Here is an 18148-nt window from a genome sequence, read left to right as displayed (position 1 = left end):
TCACAGGCGTCCGGTCACGGCGATCCAGCGAAAATCCGGCCCTTCGAAGCCGTATTGGCGCACCGCGATCAGCACCGCATAGGCGCTGATGCCGTCCATCGAAAATGTCTGCACCGCGCCGATCCTGTAGCCGTTCGGGCAGCCACGGCTTTTCGGGATCGATTTATCCTCATGCAGCAGATGGGTCTGGCCGCCATCCCTGGCCTCGATCCGCAGCAAGCGAAAACCGTTGATCTCGCCTTGGCTCTGGCAGCTTTCGGTGTCGTTCATGCCGATCTCGTCCAGCCGGAATTCCAGCGGCGGGTCGACCGGCGAAAAGATCGGCCGTGGGTTGACCACCATGCGGAACGGGTCGGCCGACAATTCGGTCACCGGGTTGAAGCCGGCGGTGATGCCGCGGTTGGCGGTAAGCTCGGCCTGGGCAATGATTGCTTCGCCTTTTTGCCTGGCTTGCTGACGGGCCGTCTCGAGCGAGGCGGTCTCATCCTCCAGCCGGACCCGGATTGGCGTGCCCTTCAGGAACGTGTCGTCGGCGGTGTTGATGTAGTGGCGATTGGCATAGGGAAAGCCCGAACCGTCTGCCACACCATATTCCTCGAAGGCGAAGACGCTGCCATCCTTGCTGAAGCCGAGGATTTCAAGCTCGGCGACATCGCCCGCTTGGGCGGCCATGGCGGATGCCAGATGGACCAGCAGGCAAACGCCAATCAGGACGAGATTTCGCATCGGGGTTCCGCTCCGCCTGCCGTGGTTCGATCGTTCCCTATCACGAGACAGTCAAAACATCGTGCTATTCGAAAGGCGATGCATCCAATTTCGCCTCTGTTTGTTATCGTCGATCGTTTTCAAAAGGAGAACACCCCATGACTGAGGCCAGCAAGATTCGCGAGCATATGGAAGTGGTCGGCGCCGACGGCGTTCACATCGGCACCGTCGACAGGGTCGATGGCGAGCGGATCAAGTTGACCAAGGCCGACAGCGGCGAGGGCGCCCATCAGGGGCATCACCACTACATTCCCTTGAGCCTGCTTGCCGAGGTCGAGGGCCAGAAAGTCTGGCTGTCGGCAAATTCGGATGTCGCGGTCAGCTTCGAGGAAGAGGAGTCCGACCCGACCTGACTGAAAGTCAGCGCGACGACCACACCGCAAACAGATCGCCATCGGCCGGCGTCGCGGCGTGGATGCCGCGGCTGATGGCGCGCGCCATGGTGGCGCCGGCGGCGGCAAAGAAATCGACGGCATCGTCGGCGCTGAGTTCTATGCCGCTCTTGCCGGTCGCCAGCGCGAACACCAGATCGCCGTCAGCCGGCGTGTGCACGGGCCAGATGGCGCGCACGAAGCCGTCATGCGCTGAAATGGCCAGCCGCTTGGCTGCCGCCTTGGTCAGCACGGCGTCGGTGGCGATGACGGCGATGGTGGTGTTGCCACCGGCCTCGGCTTGTCCACCGACACGCTTGTCGCGGTGTTTCAATAGGATCCGCCTGGCGTCGTCCGGCATCGGCGAGGGATAGCCGAGGCCTCCGAATTCATCGCCGATCTCGAAGGGTGCTGCCCAGAAATAGCGGGTCCGCGCGATCGTTACCGAGCCGGTCGGGTTGGCGGCGGCCAGCGCGCCGATGGTGATGCCGCTGTCGAGCACGGTCGAGGCCGAGCCGAGGCCGCCCTTCAGCCCGGAGCTTAGCGCGCCGGTTCCAGCGCCGATTGTGCCGAGCGGAAAGTCGACTGTTGCCGCCTGAGCTGCTTCGTAGCCGAGGTCGCGGTAGGGCGGATAACGCCCCCAAGCCTTGTCGCCGCCATTGCGCAGGTCAAACAGGATCGCCGCCGGCACGATCGGCACGCGAAAGCCGCCGACATCGATGCCTATGCCGTTTTCACGCAACGCTGCCTGAACGCCGGAGGCGGCGTCGAGGCCGAAGGCCGAGCCGCCCGACAGCACGACGGCATGAACCGCCTCGATGGAATTGTGCGGTTCGAGCAGGTCGGTCTCGCGCGTGCCCGGCGCGCCGCCGAGGATCTGCACGCCACCGACCGCCGGTTCGTCGCACAATACGGTGGTGACGCCCGATTTCAGCCTGGCATCCGACGCGTTGCCGACGCGCAAGCCGGCGACATCGGTGATCAGATTGCGCGGCCCGGTGCGAAACATCAATTCGTCTCCGCCGGCACGAAACGCGTCCCGTCGAAGCGGAAGGCGCGATAGAGGTTTTGGCTCAGATCGCCTTTGTCGTCGAACCGTAGCGGGCCGATCGCGGTGGTGAAATCATGCCCGGTTAGCGCGTCGGCCAGCCCCTTGCCCGAGGTCTCGGGCGCGGCCGAGGCCGTCTTGGCAATCTCCACCGCCGCATAGGCCGGCAAGGCATAGCCATCCGGCGCGATGTTTTTGGCCGTAAACGCCGCCAGCACCTTGGGATCGGCGACATCGGCCCATTCCGGCGGCGCGATCATCAGCGTGCCGATGGCGTAAGGCACATCGCCGGGTGGCGTGCGCAAATTCTCGCCGCCGGCAAAGACGATGCCGGCCTCGAGCTGGCCGGCGTCGCGGCCCATAATGGCGATGTCGTCGCCGTCGCCACCGGCAAAGACATGCGTCGCGCCTGATTTCTTCAGCCGGCCGATCAGCCCGATCTGGTTGTCGAGCTGGGGCCGGAACGTGTCTGTGAAGACCGGCTTCAGCGCCGCCTGTTCGGCCGCTGCGCGCAGCGTCTCGGCGATTTCGCGGCCATAGATGGTCCCGTCATCGACGATGGCGAACAATTCGCTCTGCCACAGCCGGGTCAGGATGCCGGCCACGGCATTGCGCTCGTCGTCGCCGCGTGGCCCCAGCCGGTAGACCGGCCAGCCGGTTTTGGCGCGGCGATCGGTCAGGCTTTCGGTGCGTACGCCAACGGTGATGACCGGTATGTCAGCGTCCTTGAGGATCGGCAGCGCCGCCTGGATCGCCTCGGTGCAGAGGAAGCCGACGACGATATCGACCTTCGCAGCGGCGAATTCCCTGGCGGCGGCAGCCCCGCCATCGGCGGTGCAGGCATCGTCGACCGTCTTGATCTCGGCGCCGTTGGCTTCTGCTGCCAGGGCAGCACCCGCCTCGATCTGCTTGCCCAGGATCGCCGACGGACCGGACAGGGGCGCGGCGACGCCGACAAGCAGCGTCTGCGCGCCGGCGCTTGCCGGCAGCAGCCAGAGCAGTGCCGCTATTACAGCTGTTGGGGGTCGCATTCTGACGACGAATTCCTCCGTGCCGGTCGCATGCTTCCAGCGTCTCTTGTGCCAAGACTTAAAGGCTGCCCGCCCCAGGCGCAACACGGGAATTGCGGATTGGCGTCAACCACTTCGCTTGTGGCCTATTGTGTGCCGCCATATATAACGCTTGGGTTCCCGCTTATGGAAAATCATCGGTGTTGAAGTTGAACGACATAGGGCCTCAGGCCTATCGCGACGCGATGGCGCATTTTGCCGGCCACGTCCATGTGGTGACCACCGACGGGCCCGCCGGCAAACGCGGCACGACGGTGATTGCCGCCTGTTCGGTGTCGGACACGCCGCCGACGGTTCTCGTCTGTCTCAACCGCGAGAATGCCAAGAACGAGCTGTTCGTGCAAAACGGCCGGTTTGCGCTGAACACGCTGGCTTCGCACCAGCAGCCGCTATCAGTGGCGTTTTCAGGCCTGACCGGGCTGTCGGCCGATGAGCGTTTCGCGCTTGGCGAGTGGGATGTCATATCGACGGGCGCGCCTACCCTGAAGGGCGCTCTTGCGGTTTTCGACTGCGAATTGATGGACACCAAGGATCTCGCCACCCATCGTGTGCTTTTGGCAAGGTGACAGGCCTGCGCATGGGCGATAATTTGCGGCCGCTGATCTACCACGCCCGCGACTACCACGTGCTGCAGAGCGGAGCAGAGGCGGCAACGGAGAAAGAATGACCGAGCTGAAACCGCGCCCCGCGCCGCGGACGATCGACGAAACGCTCGATCTCCTGACCGGCGCGGACTATGTCGCGGACCGCTCGCTCGCAACGGTGCTGTTCCTGTCGCTGCGCATGCAGCGGCCGCTCTTCCTCGAGGGCGAGGCCGGCGTCGGCAAGACCGAGATCGCCAAGGTGCTGGCGCAGGCACTCGGCCGCCGGCTGATCCGCCTGCAATGCTATGAAGGGCTCGACGTCTCGTCCGCTGTCTATGAGTGGAATTACGCCGCGCAGATGATAGAGATCCGCATGGAGGAGGCGGCAGGCTCGGTCGACCGCTCCGACATGGAGCGCAATGTCTTTTCCGAAAAATACCTGATCCGCCGGCCGGTGCTCGATGCGCTGACCGGCAAGGCGGGTGCGGCCCCGGTGTTCCTGATCGATGAGCTCGACCGCACCGACGAAGCCTTCGAGGCGTTCCTGCTCGAAATCCTGTCCGATTTCCAGGTGACGGTGCCCGAGCTTGGCACGATCAAGGCGGAGGAGCCGCCGATCGTCATCATCACCACCAACCGCACCCGCGAAATCCACGACGCGCTGAAGCGGCGCTGCCTCTATCACTGGGTCGACTATCCCAATGCCGAGCGCGAGCTGGAGATCGTGCGCCGCAAGGTGCCGCAGGCCAACAGCCGACTTTCCGCGGAAGTGGTGTCGTTCATCCAGAAGCTGCGCCGGGTCGAGCTGTTCAAGGCGCCGGGTGTCGCCGAAACCATCGACTGGGCCGGCGCGCTGACCGAACTCGACAAGGTGGCGCTCGATCCCGAGACCGTCTCCGACACGATCGGCGTTTTGTTGAAATACCAGGACGACATTGCCCGCATCGGCGCGGGCGAGGGCCGGCGCATCCTCGACGAGGTCAAGGCCGAACTGGCGGCGGCGGAGTAGGGCAGTGAAGGCGCCGGGTGCTTACCCCAAAGAGACCGACCCCAGAGAGGCGACGGAAGACGGGCGCATCGCCGACAACATTGTCTATTTCGCCCGCACGTTGCGCAAATCCGGCATGCGGGTCGGGCCGGCTTCGGTCAAGGATGGGATCGAGGCGGTGCTTGCAGCCGGCATCGGTTCGCGCGACGATTTCTACTGGACGCTGCATGCCGTGCTGGTGTCGCGGCACGAGGATCACCCTGTTTTCGACGAAGCCTTCCGGCTGTTCTGGAAATCGCGCGAGCTGATCGAGAAACTTCTGGCGATGTTCTCGCCGGTGGCGCCCGACACCAGGGAGAAGCAAAAGCCGCGCGCGGCAGAAAACCGCGTCAGCCAGGCCATGTTCGAAGGCCACGAGAAGAATCGGCCGGTCAGGGAAATCCCGGAGATCGAAGTCGACGCCCGGCTAACCTTCTCCGGGAATGAAGTCCTGCGCGGCAAGGACTTTGCCCAGATGAATGCCGACGAGATGGCAGACGCCAAGAAGGCGATTGCCCGGCTGCGGCTGCCGTTCGACATGGTCCGTACCCGACGCTTCAAGGCAGACCTGCATGGCCGCCGTATCGATCCACGCGCCATGATGCGCTCGGCCGCGCGCACCGGCGGCGAACTGATCCTGCCGAAATTCCGCTCAGCCCGCGAAGTGCATCCGCCGCTGGTGGTTCTCGCCGATATCTCCGGTTCGATGAGCCAGTACACGCGCATCTTCCTGCACTTTCTGCATGCGCTGACCGAAAAACGGCGGCGCGTGCACACCTTCGTCTTCGGCACGCGACTGACCAATCTCACGCGGCAGATGCGCCATCGCGACCCCGATGCCGCCCTTGCCGACTGCTCGGCGGCGGTGAAGGACTGGTCGGGCGGCACCCGCATCGGCGATACGCTGGCGGAGTTCAACAAGCACTGGTCACGCCGCGTGCTCGGGCAGGGCGCGGTGGTGCTTTTGATCACCGACGGTTTGGAGCGCGACGATGTTTCCGGCCTGTCGGAGGAGATGGATCGCCTGCACAAAACCTGCCGGCGGCTGATCTGGCTGAATCCCCTATTGCGCTTCGACGGTTTCGAGGCCCGCGCCCGCGGCGTCAGAGCGATGCTGCCTCATGTCGACGAGTTCCGCTCGGTGCACAATCTCGATGCGCTGGCCGACCTCTGCGCCTCGCTGGACAAGAAATCCGCCGCTTCGGTCGATCCGCGTCGCTGGCTGGACGCTGGTGTCAGGCGCGCCGCATAGCCATATTGGATTCCGAAAACAGGCTCCCAGAGAAAACAGACTTTGAGGCAAGCGATCATGGACAACAGCATCTATCTCGATGAGGCCCGCGACCCCTTGATCATCGCGGAAGGTTGGATGAAGGACGGCAAGGATGTTGCCATCGCCACGGTGGTCGAGACCTGGGGTTCGGCGCCGAGGCCGGTCGGCAGCCACTTGGTCATCGACGCCGAAGGCAATTTCCACGGCTCGGTCTCGGGCGGCTGCGTCGAGGGTGCTGTGGTGAGCGAGGCGATGGACGTCATCGACTCGGGGAAAGCGAAGATGCTGGAGTTCGGCGTTGCCGACGAAACCGCCTGGCAGGTCGGCCTGTCCTGCGGCGGCCGCATCAAGGTCTATGTGGAGCGGCTTGGTTAGGCATGGATCCCTACGCTCTCAAAACGCTCAATGCCGAACGCCGGGCCCGCCGCGCCGCGATCCTGGTCACCGATCTCGGCAACGGGCGCGACCGCATCGTGCGCGAAGGCGACCAGGTTGCCGGGGAACTCGGGCAAGCGATCGCCAAGGCATTTCGCACCGGCAATTCCGGTTCGGTCGAGGCTGAAGGGCGCACCTTCTTCCTCAACGCGCATTTGCCGCAGCCGCGCCTGGTGGTAGTCGGCGCCGTCCATATCAGTCAGGCGCTGGCGCCGATGGCCAGGATCGCCGGCTATCCCTTGGAGATCGTCGATCCGCGCACCGCCTTCGCCACCCCGGACCGTTTTCCCGATGTAGCCCTGCATGCCGAATGGCCGGAGGATGTGGTGAAGCGCCAGCCGCTCGACAGCTATACGGCGCTCGCCGCCGTCACCCATGATCCGAAGATCGACGATTTCGCACTGAAGGCCGCGCTCGACGCCAACTGTTTCTATGTCGGCGCACTCGGCAGCCGCAAAACACACGCCAGGCGCGTCGAGCGCCTGCTGGCGCTCGGCGCCAGCGCCGACCAGATCGCCCGCATCCACGCACCGATCGGTATCGACATTGGCGCGGCGAGCCCGGCCGAGATCGCCGTCGCCATCCTGGCGCAGACGATCCACGCCTTTCGCTCGCGCGGTCTCGAAGCCAAAGGCGCGGCGGCGTGAAGTTCGGGCCGATCCCGATCGATCAGGCGCAAGGCGCGGTGCTGGCGCATGCCACGACGGCCGGCGAGCGGCGTTTCCGCAAGGCGCACAGGCTGAGCACGCAGGACGTGGCGGTGCTGAAGGCGGCCGGCATTACCGAGATCGTCGTGGCGGTGCTTGCCGCCGATGACCTCAGCGAGGATGCGGCGGCCGAAAAGATTGCTGCCAGCATGGCCCACCGCAACATCGAGGCAAAACCGGCCGCGACCGGCCGCGTCAACCTCCATGCCAAGGCCGCCGGTCTCTTCACCGTCGATGCCGCCATGATCGACGCCATCAATGCGGTCGACCCGACCATCACCATCGCCACGCTGGCGCAGCACGCACCTGTCGAGACGGGGCAAATGGTGGCGACGGTCAAGATCATCCCGTTCGCTGTTGCCACGGCTCTGGTCGACAAGGTGACGAAGATCTGCGCCGGCGGCGAGATCTTCGCCGTCAACGCCTACCATCCGGTGCGCATCGGCGTCATTCAGACGATGCTGCCCGGCATCAAGCCCAGCGTGCTCGACAAAACGCTGCGCGTCACCGAAGCGCGGCTGGCACGCTCCGGCGCCCGGCTGACGACGGAGCGCCGCACGCCGCACGAGATTGCGCCCGTCGCCGATGCAGCGGCCGCGCTGGCGCGCGACAACGACATGGTGGTGATCTTCGGCGCCTCGGCGATGAGCGATTTCAACGATGTCGTTCCGGCGGCGATCGAGGCAGCAGGTGGCACGGTGATCCGCGCGGGCATGCCCGTCGATCCCGGCAATCTGCTGGTGCTGGGCACGCTCGACGGCAAGCGCGTCATCGGCGCGCCCGGTTGCGCCCGCAGCCCCAAGGAGAACGGTTTCGATTGGGTGCTCGACAGGCTGATCGCCGGTCTCGACGTCACCGCCAAGGACATCGCCGGCATGGGCGTTGGCGGCCTCTTGATGGAAATCCCGACCAGGCCGCAGCCGCGCGAGCCGCTGCCGGCGAGAGCCGGGCTGAAGGTCGAGATCGTGCTTCTGGCCGCCGGTCGCTCCAGCCGCATGGGCGGGCCGAACAAGCTTCTGGCGCTGTTCGACGGCAAGCCGCTGGTGCGCCGCACCGCTGAACGGGCGCTCGATTCCAAGGCTTCTGCCACCGTTGTCGTCACCGGCCATCAGCGCGAGCGGGTGCACGCCGCTCTCTCGGGCCTCGACGTGATCTTTGCCGACAACCCGGATTTTGCCGACGGCCTGTCCTCGTCTCTAAAAGCCGGCATTGCCCGCGTTGGAGCCGAGGCGGCCGGCGCCATGATCGTCCTCGGCGACATGCCGGGCATTTCCTCGACCGATCTCGACAGGCTGATCGAGGCCTTCCGTAGGGACGGCGGCCGCTCAGTGGTGCGTGCCGCCCATGACGGCCGCCGCGGCAATCCGGTGCTGCTGCCACGCGCGCTGTTTGGAGGCATCGCCCACCTCGAGGGCGACACCGGCGCCCGCCATCTGGTCGAGGCCGAGGGACTGGATGTCATCGACGTCGAGATCGGCGACGGCGCGTCGATCGATGTCGACACCCGCGAGGCGCTCGAAGACGCCGGCGGCGTGCTGCAGGATTGACAAAGCGAAGCCGAAAAACGCATGCCTTTAGCATGGCTCTCTCTTTACTTGCCTCAGCGCTTCTACCCCCCTCTGGCCTGCCGGCCATCTCCCCCTCAAGGGGAGAGATCAGCAGCCTCGATGGCGGCGTCTATCCTGCAGCTTTGAAGATTGGCGGAAGGCGGCGTGATATCCAATCTCCCCCTTGAGGGGGAGATGGCCGGCAGGCCAGAGGGGGGCGGCCGCGCTCCATAGCCTTCTGATTTCGCTCTTTTTCCTGTTCTCTGCCGCCCACGCCGACGCGCTCGAACTAAAACCCTACAAGGATGACCTCTTCGCCTATCCGGCGACGCTCTCGTCCACGGACAAAGGCGCCTACACCGTCATCGACTATCGCGAGATGCGCGACATCAACGACCGCGACGAAGTGCCGGAAAAGCGCGTGCAGGCTAAGTATACCGACACCGGCGTGCGCAAGGTGCAGCGGGATTTGATGCTGAAAACCGATGCCGGCGATGTCAGGCATGTCGCCGTAGGCAAGACCGAAGGCGCCGGTATCATCGTGCTTTACCTGCACGGGCAGGGCGGCAGCCGCAAGCAGGGCGTCGACGACTTCACCTTCGGCGGCAACTTCAACCGCATCAAGAACCTGATGGCCGGCAATGGCGGCCTCTATCTCTCACCCGATTTCACCGATTTCGGCGACAAGGGCGCGGCCCAGGTCGCAGCGCTGATCGGCCACTATGCCGAGGCCTCGCCGGACGCGAAAATCTTCGTCGCCTGTGGCTCGATGGGCGGCGCGCTGTGCTGGAAGCTGGCCGGCCGCAGCGATACGGGACGGCGCATCAACGGGCTGCTGCTGCTCGGCTCGCTGTGGGATGACAGTTTCCTGTCGAGCCCGGCCTACAGGCGCCATGTGCCGGTGTTCTTCGGCCAAGGCAGCAAGGATCCGGTCTTTCCCGTGGAGAAGCAGGAAGCCTTCTTCCGCTCCATCACTGCGAACTCGAAAGCCTATCCGACCCGATTCGTCCGGTTCGAGACCGGCACCCATGGCACGCCGATCCGCATGGTCGACTGGCGCCAAACGCTGAACTGGATGCTGTCGAAGGCGCCCTAAGGCATATCGCCCAGGGGTGCCCCTTGGTTTTGGCAATCATGGTTCGGCCGATATCCTCTTAGGTGTAGGCTGATATGATCCAACAGATCGGAAGCACAGCGATGGACGCCCACCCCTTCAAGATCCAAATTCCGAACGAACAACTTGAAGATCTCCAGCGCCGGCTTAGCGCAACACGATGGCCAATTTCGCTAAGCGAAGCGGGCTGGAACGATGGGGGCCGACCTGCCATTCATCAAGCGCCTTGCGGACTACTGGCGAGACCGCTTCGACTGGAGAGTGCAAGAGGCGCGGCTGAACCGGCTGCCGCAATATCTGACGAGGCTGAACAACCTAGATGTCCACTTTGTCCACCAGCCAGGCAACGGACCGGCGCCGCTGCCGCTGATCATAACGCATGGCTGGCCCGGCTCGTTCATCGAAATGGAACACGTCATTCCATTGCTGGCAGACCCAGCTGCCCATGGTGGTGACCCGGCCGACGCTTTCCACGTGGTAGTTCCCTCTTTGCCCGGATACGGCTTTTCGCAGGCGCCGACGGAACCAGGCTTCCATTCCGGCCGCATCGCGGAGTTATGGGTACAGTTGATGCGCGGGCTCGGCTACGACCGCTTCGCTTCCCAAGGAGGCGACATCGGCGCAGGCGTTTCCGCCTGGATGGCACGGCTCCATTCCGAAAGCGTGCTTGGCGTCCACGTCAATTACATTCCCGGGAGCTATCGGCCACCCTTGGGTGCAGGTCTGCCACCTGTCACCGTTGAGGAGCAGGCCTTTCTGGAAAAGGCCGCGGCCTGGACGGCAACGGAGGGCGCCTATGCCCATCTGCAGGGCACGAAGCCTCAGACGCTTGCTTATGCTCTGACAGACTCGCCGATCGGTCTCGCAGCCTGGATGATCGAGAAGTTCCGTAGCTGGAGCGATTGCGACGGTGACGTGGAGCGCACCTTCGGCATGGACACGCTCCTTACGGATGTTTCGCTCTATTGGTTCAGCAACGCGCTCACCTCGTCCTTGCGGCTCTACAAGGAGAATCGACTGTTCCCTCTTGCGTTCGAGACGCTGGAACGCGTTTCGCCGCCATTTGGGGTAGCGCTTTTCCCTCGCGAGTTGCCGATGCCGCCTCGATCCTGGGTGGCGCGGGTCTTTGACGTTCAGCGATGGACATCGATGCCGCGAGGGGGCCATTTCGCTGCGCTGGAGGAACCGAGTCTTCTGGTCGAGGACATTCGCGCCTTCTTCCGGCCGATGCGTTCCCGGCCTGAAACGAGAAGGCGAATGTGAAGGACTGCTTGAGCGCGGCGGTTCCTGATAAGATCCCTACGGCGCGGTGTTGTAGTCGACCACCGTCTGCGGGTTCTCCTCGCCATCGTAAGACGCGTCCACATCATATTGGACGAGGGAAAAATCGCCGTTACGGAACAGGTATATCCCCTTGTCCGAGGCGTCGCCGATGCCGCGCCATTTGTTGAACGTGGTCAGCGTCTTGGCGTCTTCGTCATATTCGGAATTGGCCGCCCAGCCGGATGTGCGGAAGCCGATGATATCCATGCCCAGCAGTTTGCCGTCGCTGTCATTGTTCTCGTAACGGATATCCATTTCGGGCTCGGTGAACTGCAACTGCCGCACGCCCGATACTTCGTCGGTCATGTAGTAGACCGAACTTGCGTTATAGGCTGCCGCTTGGCAGTAGAACTCGAAAAGCCGCGTTTCCTTGTCGGGATCGCTGGCAGCCGCGTCCTTTGCCTTGTATTTGATCGAAAAGATGTTCGGCTCCTCGCCGAGAAATTGCTTGTCACACTGATCGCCATAATCGGCGGCGAACAGTTTCTTCACCTGCTCGAGTGCGGTGTCCTTCTTCGGCGGCGGCGGCCCGTCACCACAGCTTGGCGGCAGAGCCTCCTCGAAATCGGCCTTGGACGGCTTCAGCGCGCCCTTGTCGATAAAGATCGGGCGGAATGGCGGGGCCTGGATCTGAGCGCTGACCTGGCGCAGCGTGTAGCAGCCGGCGAAGACCGCCTCGTTGCCGTCCTTGTCGGTGGCGCGGATGGCCACCGGGACGCTGTAATAGATGCTGCCGGCGGCACCTTCATCGGAAATGGCGCCGGTTTCCACGTCGACCTTGTCGGTGCCGTCATAGCCCTTGACGAAAGTGTCGAAATCCTTTGCCGGCTTGGTATCGCCGTAGTAAGCCCAGGCGCGGGCGAATTCGTGCCGGTTGATGGCGCTGTAGAGCGAGCGAATGACGGCTGCGGCATCCGACCTGTCGTCGACATAAGGTGCCTGGTCATCGGTCGCCGGGTCATCATCGGCCAACAAAGCTTGGCTGGATACAGCAAGGGAGAAAAAAGCGGTCGCTGCCAGAAAGACAAGTCTCATCGGGGATCTCCACCACGACAGGATTCTATCACATCGATTGCGGCGACGTGGTGACGCTTGAAAAATCCTCCAGGAAGGCGCTACGTCCCGCCGTCGGCGCTTCAGCCGCAATGGAGATTTGAACGTGACACTATCGATGTATGAAGCCTCGGTGCCAGTGTTTTCGGCCAGGCTGAAGGCGCTGTCCGGCGTGCTGTCGGCGGCCGAACAGAATGCAACCGAGCGCAAGATCGACCCGCAGGTGTTTTTGACCGCGAGGTTGGCGCCCGACATGTACGCGCTGGTCAGGCAGGTGCAGGTCGCCACCGACCACGCCAAGGGCGCGCCATCACGGCTGGCCCGTCGCGAGGTGCCGAAATACGAAGACAATGAAGCGACCTTCGCCGAGCTTCAGGCGCGCCTTGCCAAGACGCTCGAGCTTTTGGCGTCGTTCTCGGCCGCCGAATTCGATGGCTCGGATGACAGGGTGGTCGAACTGAAATTTGGCCAGCGCGAGGCTTCGATGCCCGGCATGCAGTATCTGCTGCATGTCGCCATGCCCAACTTCTATTTCCACGTGACCACGGCTTACGACATCCTGCGCCACAATGGCGTGCCGCTGACCAAGGGTGCCTATCTCGGGAATCGTTGAAGAATTGCGCGTTGCGAGGTTTCCCGGCCGCTGCCGGGAAACTTCGTTTGACGCTGGTTCAGCGCCAAGGCCTTGATCAACGCAGTGACATTTCGCGCGCGATGCGCGGGAAATCGGCCGGCTTGACGCCGATGTCGGCGCGGTCGGCATTGCTCATCGAGTGAAGCAAGGCCAGTGCCGAGCGGTAACGCTGATGCTCCTGCGGACGCGGACGGGCAAACATTTCAGTGAAGAACCCCATGATTCGGCCCCTTGTTGATCCTCCACGGAGCCGAGTATAGGAAAATTGTGAAGATTGTGCAGTGCAGCATTTGCATGGCAGCCATGCCCGGCGAATTTTTTTCGGCACAATTGCCGCGTGCGCTGAAACTTGTGGCGCATCCCCACCGTATGCATAGACGCTGGCACATGGCCGGCTTTTCCTCGCCACTCCTGGCGAATTTCCGGACTGCATGCAAATGCAGTCCGGCTTTTTGTTGAGCTTCCCCCACCAACAACCGATCCGCGCAAGCTTGGCGAACGCCTAAACTCCTTAAGATCAGCGGCATTCATTTTTAACGAGCCGGTTCTATGCTGCGACCGGCTCTGTTCGCACGCTTAAACGAGGGGGAGGCTGACATCGGCGCCAAGCGGGATTTCGCTTCCTTGCTCGACGATCTGTTCGTTGCCTCCGACAAGGATGAGGCGGCGGCGGAAGAGACGAGCGCCCGGCCATCGATCCCGTTCGACTATCTCTCGGTGGCCGACGAGCTTCATTCCGGCCGCATCAAGGTCTCGGGCGAAACGTTCGCCGCCGAATATCGCGAGGCGGGAGCCGATCTGGCCGCCGAATTCGCGGCCCTTCTCGATCATGCCAAGCTGGCGCTGGCCGGCGAGGAGGCAAAGCCCGAGGAAAAACTGCCGCCGATCGATCCTGACGCGATCGCCATCGAGCTCGGCCTCGATCATCCCGTCAAGAGCGCCGATCTCGGCCGCATACGCCGCAGCTTTGCCTTCGCCAACCACCCCGACCGCGTCGCGCCGCATCTGCGCCAGCGCGCCATGATCCGCATGCAGGTGGCCAACATGCTGATCGACGAGGCCAAGCGGCGCGCGCTGGCCGGCGTCCGGCGCTGACTTTTCCAGGGTTCACGCAAAAGTCGGGTTCCCTGAGGGTTGGAGAGCGGCGCCGCTTTCCCTATAGATGCGGCTTCCTTCCCGCGTAGCCGCGCAATTCCCGCCGGAGAAAATTCGATGCATAAACGCCGTCTCGGTCGGACCGATCTTCTTGTGACCCAGATCTGCCTGGGGTCGATGACCTGGGGCGAGCAGAACACCGAGGCCGATGGCCATGCGCAGATGGATCTGGCTTTTGAGCGCGGCGTGAATTTCATCGACACCGCCGAGCTCTACCCGATCCCGCCCAAGGCCGAGACGCAGGGGCGCACGGAAAAGATCATCGGCAGCTGGATGAAGGCCAAGGGCAACCGCGACAAGGTGATCCTGGCCTCGAAGGTGGTCGGCCGCACCGCCAACAGCTGGTTTCGTGGCGACCGTCCGTCGAAATTGGTGCGCGCCGACATCTTTGACGCCATCGACAAATCGCTGTCCAAGCTCGGCACCGACTATCTCGATCTCTATCAGATCCATTGGCCGGAGCGCGACATCCCCTGGGGCGCCAACCCGACCCGCGTGGGTGCTGTGCCGCGCCGTGCCGATGCCGTTGGCGCGCCGCCCGGCGAGACGCCGATCGCCGAGACGCTGGCTGTCTTCGATGAACTGGTGAAGGCAGGAAAGATCCGCCATCTCGGCCTGTCGAACGAAAGCTCCTGGGGCGTCATGCGCTTCATTGCCGAGGCCGACAAGGGCGTCGGCCCGCGCGTCGTTTCGCTGCAGAACGCCTACAATCTGGTCAACCGCACGTTCGAGGTGAACCTCGCCGAGGCCTGCGAACGCGAGGATGTCGGCTTTCTCGCCTATTCGCCGCTGGCGCAGGGCTATCTCACCGGCAAATACGACCACGGCGCACGGCCGCAGGGTTCGCGCTCGCAGCTGTTCAACCGCGGCCAGCGCTACGAGACGCCAAATGCGGCGGAGGCGCAGCTCGCATACAACAAACTGGCGCGTTCCTTCGGCCTTGAACCGGCGCTGTTTGCCAACGCCTATGTCGCCAGCCGGCCTTTCGTCACGTCCAGCATCATCGGCGCGACGACGATTGCCCAGCTTGAGATGGCGCTGTCGTCAGCCGACGTGACCTGGACCGACGAGATGCAGAAGGGCGTGGATGCGATCCACCAGCGCGTCGGCAATCCGTGCCCATAAGCAGACCGTTTGGCCGGGATTGCCGAGCAAAGACAAGGGGAAGGGGACAGCCATGGATTTTCCGATCGAGACCGTCAGGGGAAAATTTCCGGCGCTGGACCTGACCGACAAGGGCCGCCGGCGCATCTATCTCGACAATCCGGCCGGCACCCAGGTGCCGCAAGCGGTTGCCGACGCGGTGGCGCGCTGCCTCCTCACCACCAACGCCAATCTCGGCGGCTATTTCGAAACCACGCTTGCCGCGCAAAAGGTGTTCGACGACGCCCATGCGGCGATGGCCGATTTCCTGGGTGCAGCGAGCGCGGAGGAAATAATCATCGGCGCCAACATGACGACGCTGACCTATCACATGTCGCGTACGCTCGGTCGCGACTTCAAGCCCGGCGACGAGATCATCGTCACCCGCATGGATCATGAGGGCAACGTCTCGCCCTGGCTGCAGCTGGCCGAGGACCTCGGCCTTGTGGTGCGCTTCCTGCCCTTCGACGAGAACAGCTGGCAGGTCGAGGAGGCGGCGCTCAGCGCTCTGCTTACCGACAGGACAAAACTCGTTGCGCTGAACTATGCGTCGAACCTCACCGGCTCGATCAACCGGGTCAAGGCGCTGACGGCCATCGCCAAACAGGCCGGCGCGCTCGTCTATGTCGATGCCGTGCAGTTCGCGCCGCACGGGCTGGTCGACGTGCAGGATCTCGGCTGCGACTTCCTGATCTGCTCGGCCTACAAATTCTTCGGCCCGCACATGGGCATATTGTGGGGACGCCGCGACATCATCGATGCGCTGAAACCCTACAAATGCCGTTGCTCGTCCAATGGCCTGCCGGAGCGCTTCGAACTCGGTACGCCGCAGATCGAACTGATGGCCGGACTTACCGCAGCGGTCGATTACTTCGCCGAACTCGGTGCTGCGGCCGGCGAGGGCGGTTCGCGAAGGCAAAAGATCGCAAAGGCATACGAAGTGTCGATCGCCTACGAAAACCCGCTGGCGCTGAGGCTGATCGATGGGCTGTCCGCCATTGAGGGCCTGACCATCCGCGGCATCACAGATCAGAAGCGTGTCATTGAGCGCGTGCCGACCGTGTCCTTCACCGTCGACGGCATCGTGCCAGAGACGATCGTGCGGCAGATGAATGCCGAGAACATTTTTCTATGGTCGGGTCACAACTACGCCTGGGAGATCGTCCACCATCTCGGCATTCCGGCCGAGCAGGGCGTCGTGCGCATCGGTGTTGCGCACTACAACACGGCGGCAGAGATCGACGAGACGTTGGAAAGCGTGCACCGGGAGATCGCCATGCTGAGGCAGCAGCGCTAGTCAGCTATCGCTGTTTGCCGCCGAAACCGGTGAGGAACGCCGTGAGATTGTCGCCGAGCGCGTCGCAGAGATAGCCGCCTTCCTGGACGATAATCGTCGGCAGGCCAAGCTTGGCAATTGCCTCGCCGATCCGCGAGAAACCGGGCGTGGTCACCGAAAGCCCGCCGAACGGATCGTCCTCGAACGCATCGAGACCGAGCGCCACGACCAGCGCGTCCGGCGAAAAGGCGCGGATACGCTGGAACGCCACTTCGAGGGCCTCCAGAAACGCCGCGTCGGCTGATTTGCGCGGCAATGGCAGGTTGAAATTATAGCCGAGGCCCGGACCTTCGCCGCGCTCATCGGCATGGCCCCAGAAGAACGGATAGAAGCGCACCGGATCGGCGTGCAGCGACACCGTCAGGACGTCGGAACGCGTATAAAAGATGCCTTGCGTGCCGTTGCCGTGATGCAGGTCGACATCGAGGATCACCACCCGCGCTGCCTGCTTGCGCAACACCTGGGCCGCGACCGCTGAATTGTTGATGAAGCAGAAGCCGCCGGCGACATCGGCAAAGGCATGATGGCCGGGCGGCCGGCAGAGCGCATAAGCGGCAGGCGCGCCTGCCATGACAGCTTCCGCCGCTTCGACCGAGCTCCAGGCGCTCCACAGCGCGCTTTGCCAGGTTTCGGCGGAGATCGGGCAAGCGGTGTCGGCCATGTGGTAGCCGGCCTGGCCGACCGCCGAGGCCGGATAGGACCCTGTGCGGGCCAGTGGATGGATGTTGGGGATGACTTCCGCGGATGCGCCCTCGATGCGCTGCCAGCGCGCAAAAATGTGTTCGAGGAAGGCGAGATACTCCGGCGTATGCACGGCCGCCACCGGGCCTAGGCCATGTTCCCTGGGCCGCTCGATCATCAATCCGGCGGATTTTGCGCCGGCTAACAATCGCTCTACCCGCTCCGGCTGTTCGGGATTGGGCTGCGGCGCACCGCTGGACAGAAAGGCCTTCGGGTCGTGGCGTTTCTGCTCCTCGGCAAAGAAGGCTTTCATTCCGCGTCCCCATCCTGCGCTGCATCGGCAAAGGCGAAAAAGGCATCGCCAACAATCTTCTGCGTCTGCTCGTAGCTCGACCAGGCGATGCCCAGCCGCTCATAAAAAGCCTTGGCGCCGTCATTGTCGGTGTCGACGGACAGCCTAAGATAGGCGCCGCCATCCCGGCGGCAGTCGCGCGCGACCCGGCGCAGCAGTCTTTCGCCGATCTTGCGGCCGCGAAACCGGTCCTCGACATAGAGGTCCTGGATATAGACGCCGGGCCGCCCCATCCATGTCGAGAAGATCGGGAAATGCAGGCAGAGCCCCGCAAAATCGCCGCCGATCTCGGCGATCAGGGTGGAGAAGGCGGGTTTGTCGCCAAAGCCGTAGCGGCGGAGATCGTCGGCAGTGGACGTGATCTCCTGATGCGCGCCGATATGGGTGCCGAGCTTGAGCAGCGCGGCATGGATGGTGTCGACGTCGTCGATGGTGCCGGGGCGGAGGGTGACTGTACTCACGATAGGCAAGGCGCCCAGGCACCCCCTCTGTCCTGCCGGACATCTCACCCTCAAGGGGGGAGATTGGCA

At 63.6% G+C, this 18148-nt stretch carries 19 protein-coding genes and 2 pseudogenes; 14 read left to right on the top strand and 7 right to left on the bottom strand.

From position 1 onward, the window contains the following. Entirely contained in the window at positions 1 to 726 is a 726-nt protein-coding gene (locus NKL04_RS10000) for a DUF2259 domain-containing protein (RefSeq protein ID WP_023694137.1), read from the bottom strand. A 137-nt stretch (positions 727 to 863) separates the two neighbouring features. On the opposite strand from NKL04_RS10000, the gene NKL04_RS09995 reads away from it, so the two are divergent. Then, a complete protein-coding gene (locus NKL04_RS09995; RefSeq protein WP_023669083.1) occupies positions 864 to 1118 on the top strand; it encodes a DUF2171 domain-containing protein in 255 nt (84 codons plus the stop codon). A 7-nt stretch (positions 1119 to 1125) separates the two neighbouring features. Here NKL04_RS09995 and NKL04_RS09990 read toward each other — a convergent pair whose 3' ends face one another. Continuing rightward, positions 1126 to 2145: a P1 family peptidase gene (locus tag NKL04_RS09990; protein ID WP_023700850.1), complete on the bottom strand. Its 1020-nt coding sequence runs from the start codon at positions 2143 to 2145 to the stop codon at positions 1126 to 1128. Beyond that, on the bottom strand, positions 2145 to 3215 hold the full coding sequence (locus tag NKL04_RS09985; RefSeq protein ID WP_023700849.1) for a branched-chain amino acid ABC transporter substrate-binding protein: 1071 nt from the start codon (positions 3213 to 3215) through the stop codon (positions 2145 to 2147). Before NKL04_RS09985 ends, NKL04_RS09990 begins: the two co-directional genes overlap by 1 nt. A gap of 179 nt (positions 3216 to 3394) precedes the next feature. Here NKL04_RS09985 and NKL04_RS09980 point away from each other — a divergent pair. From NKL04_RS09980 to NKL04_RS09940, 9 genes and pseudogenes are all read left to right on the top strand, one after another. Then, positions 3395 to 3921 (top strand): annotated as a pseudogene (locus tag NKL04_RS09980) (flavin reductase). After that, a complete protein-coding gene (locus tag NKL04_RS09975; protein ID WP_023700847.1) occupies positions 3918 to 4847 on the top strand; it encodes an AAA family ATPase in 930 nt (309 codons plus the stop codon). The pseudogene NKL04_RS09980 and the gene NKL04_RS09975 overlap by 4 nt, the downstream one beginning before the upstream one ends. Positions 4848 to 4851: 4 nt before the next feature. After that, the gene (locus NKL04_RS09970; RefSeq protein ID WP_023700846.1) at positions 4852 to 6117 is read left to right on the top strand and encodes a vWA domain-containing protein; all 1266 of its coding nucleotides are present in this window, start codon (positions 4852 to 4854) and stop codon (positions 6115 to 6117) included. A 57-nt stretch (positions 6118 to 6174) separates the two neighbouring features. Then, a complete protein-coding gene (locus tag NKL04_RS09965) occupies positions 6175 to 6513 on the top strand; it encodes an XdhC family protein (protein ID WP_023700845.1) in 339 nt (112 codons plus the stop codon). Positions 6514 to 6515: 2 nt separating this feature from the next. Beyond that, entirely contained in the window at positions 6516 to 7220 is a 705-nt protein-coding gene (locus tag NKL04_RS09960; RefSeq protein WP_023700844.1) for an XdhC family protein, read from the top strand. Further along, positions 7217 to 8827 (top strand): NTP transferase domain-containing protein, encoded by a 1611-nt coding sequence (locus NKL04_RS09955; protein ID WP_023700843.1) that lies wholly within the window; start codon positions 7217 to 7219, stop codon positions 8825 to 8827. The genes NKL04_RS09960 and NKL04_RS09955 overlap by 4 nt, the downstream gene beginning before the upstream one ends. 238 nt (positions 8828 to 9065) lie before the next feature. Further along, on the top strand, positions 9066 to 9923 hold the full coding sequence (locus NKL04_RS09950) for an alpha/beta hydrolase (RefSeq protein WP_031209338.1): 858 nt from the start codon (positions 9066 to 9068) through the stop codon (positions 9921 to 9923). A 74-nt stretch (positions 9924 to 9997) separates the two neighbouring features. Further along, a pseudogene (locus tag NKL04_RS09945) lies at positions 9998 to 10090 on the top strand (hypothetical protein); the annotation flags it as partial. 46 nt (positions 10091 to 10136) lie between these two features. Further along, the gene (locus NKL04_RS09940) at positions 10137 to 11204 is read left to right on the top strand and encodes an epoxide hydrolase family protein (RefSeq protein WP_245271383.1); all 1068 of its coding nucleotides are present in this window, start codon (positions 10137 to 10139) and stop codon (positions 11202 to 11204) included. Between the two features lie 36 nt (positions 11205 to 11240). Here the strand turns inward: NKL04_RS09940 and NKL04_RS09935 are convergent, their stop codons facing one another. Continuing rightward, complete coding sequence (locus NKL04_RS09935) at positions 11241 to 12299, bottom strand: DUF1176 domain-containing protein (protein ID WP_023700841.1); 1059 nt, start codon at positions 12297 to 12299, stop codon at positions 11241 to 11243. A gap of 124 nt (positions 12300 to 12423) precedes the next feature. On the opposite strand from NKL04_RS09935, the gene NKL04_RS09930 reads away from it, so the two are divergent. Further along, on the top strand, positions 12424 to 12930 hold the full coding sequence (locus tag NKL04_RS09930; protein ID WP_023700840.1) for a DUF1993 domain-containing protein: 507 nt from the start codon (positions 12424 to 12426) through the stop codon (positions 12928 to 12930). A 76-nt stretch (positions 12931 to 13006) separates the two neighbouring features. Here the strand turns inward: NKL04_RS09930 and NKL04_RS09925 are convergent, their stop codons facing one another. After that, a complete protein-coding gene (locus NKL04_RS09925) occupies positions 13007 to 13171 on the bottom strand; it encodes a hypothetical protein (protein ID WP_023690170.1) in 165 nt (54 codons plus the stop codon). A gap of 329 nt (positions 13172 to 13500) precedes the next feature. On the opposite strand from NKL04_RS09925, the gene NKL04_RS09920 reads away from it, so the two are divergent. The 3 genes from NKL04_RS09920 to NKL04_RS09910 all read left to right on the top strand — a co-directional run bounded on the left by NKL04_RS09920 (position 13501) and on the right by NKL04_RS09910 (position 16546). Beyond that, entirely contained in the window at positions 13501 to 14046 is a 546-nt protein-coding gene (locus NKL04_RS09920) for a hypothetical protein (RefSeq protein WP_245271382.1), read from the top strand. Between the two features lie 117 nt (positions 14047 to 14163). Further along, positions 14164 to 15231, top strand: coding sequence for an aldo/keto reductase (locus NKL04_RS09915; RefSeq protein ID WP_023700838.1), 1068 nt, complete (start codon positions 14164 to 14166; stop codon positions 15229 to 15231). Between the two features lie 52 nt (positions 15232 to 15283). Continuing rightward, on the top strand, positions 15284 to 16546 hold the full coding sequence (locus tag NKL04_RS09910) for a cysteine desulfurase-like protein (RefSeq protein WP_023700837.1): 1263 nt from the start codon (positions 15284 to 15286) through the stop codon (positions 16544 to 16546). A gap of 4 nt (positions 16547 to 16550) precedes the next feature. On the opposite strand, the gene NKL04_RS09905 is transcribed toward NKL04_RS09910, so the two are convergent. Continuing rightward, on the bottom strand, positions 16551 to 17579 hold the full coding sequence (locus NKL04_RS09905; protein WP_023700836.1) for a histone deacetylase family protein: 1029 nt from the start codon (positions 17577 to 17579) through the stop codon (positions 16551 to 16553). Beyond that, positions 17576 to 18079, bottom strand: a complete 504-nt coding sequence (locus NKL04_RS09900; RefSeq protein WP_031196820.1) for a GNAT family N-acetyltransferase — start codon at positions 18077 to 18079, stop codon at positions 17576 to 17578. The genes NKL04_RS09905 and NKL04_RS09900 overlap by 4 nt, the downstream gene beginning before the upstream one ends. Between the last annotated feature and the right edge of the window lie 69 nt (positions 18080 to 18148).

Source organism: Mesorhizobium sp. C264A (assembly GCF_040324515.1).
In the GTDB taxonomy this organism is placed as follows: Bacteria; Pseudomonadota; Alphaproteobacteria; order Rhizobiales; family Rhizobiaceae; genus Mesorhizobium.
Note: the sequence above shows the minus strand (reverse complement) of the source record. Positions and strands in the feature narration are given on the sequence as shown.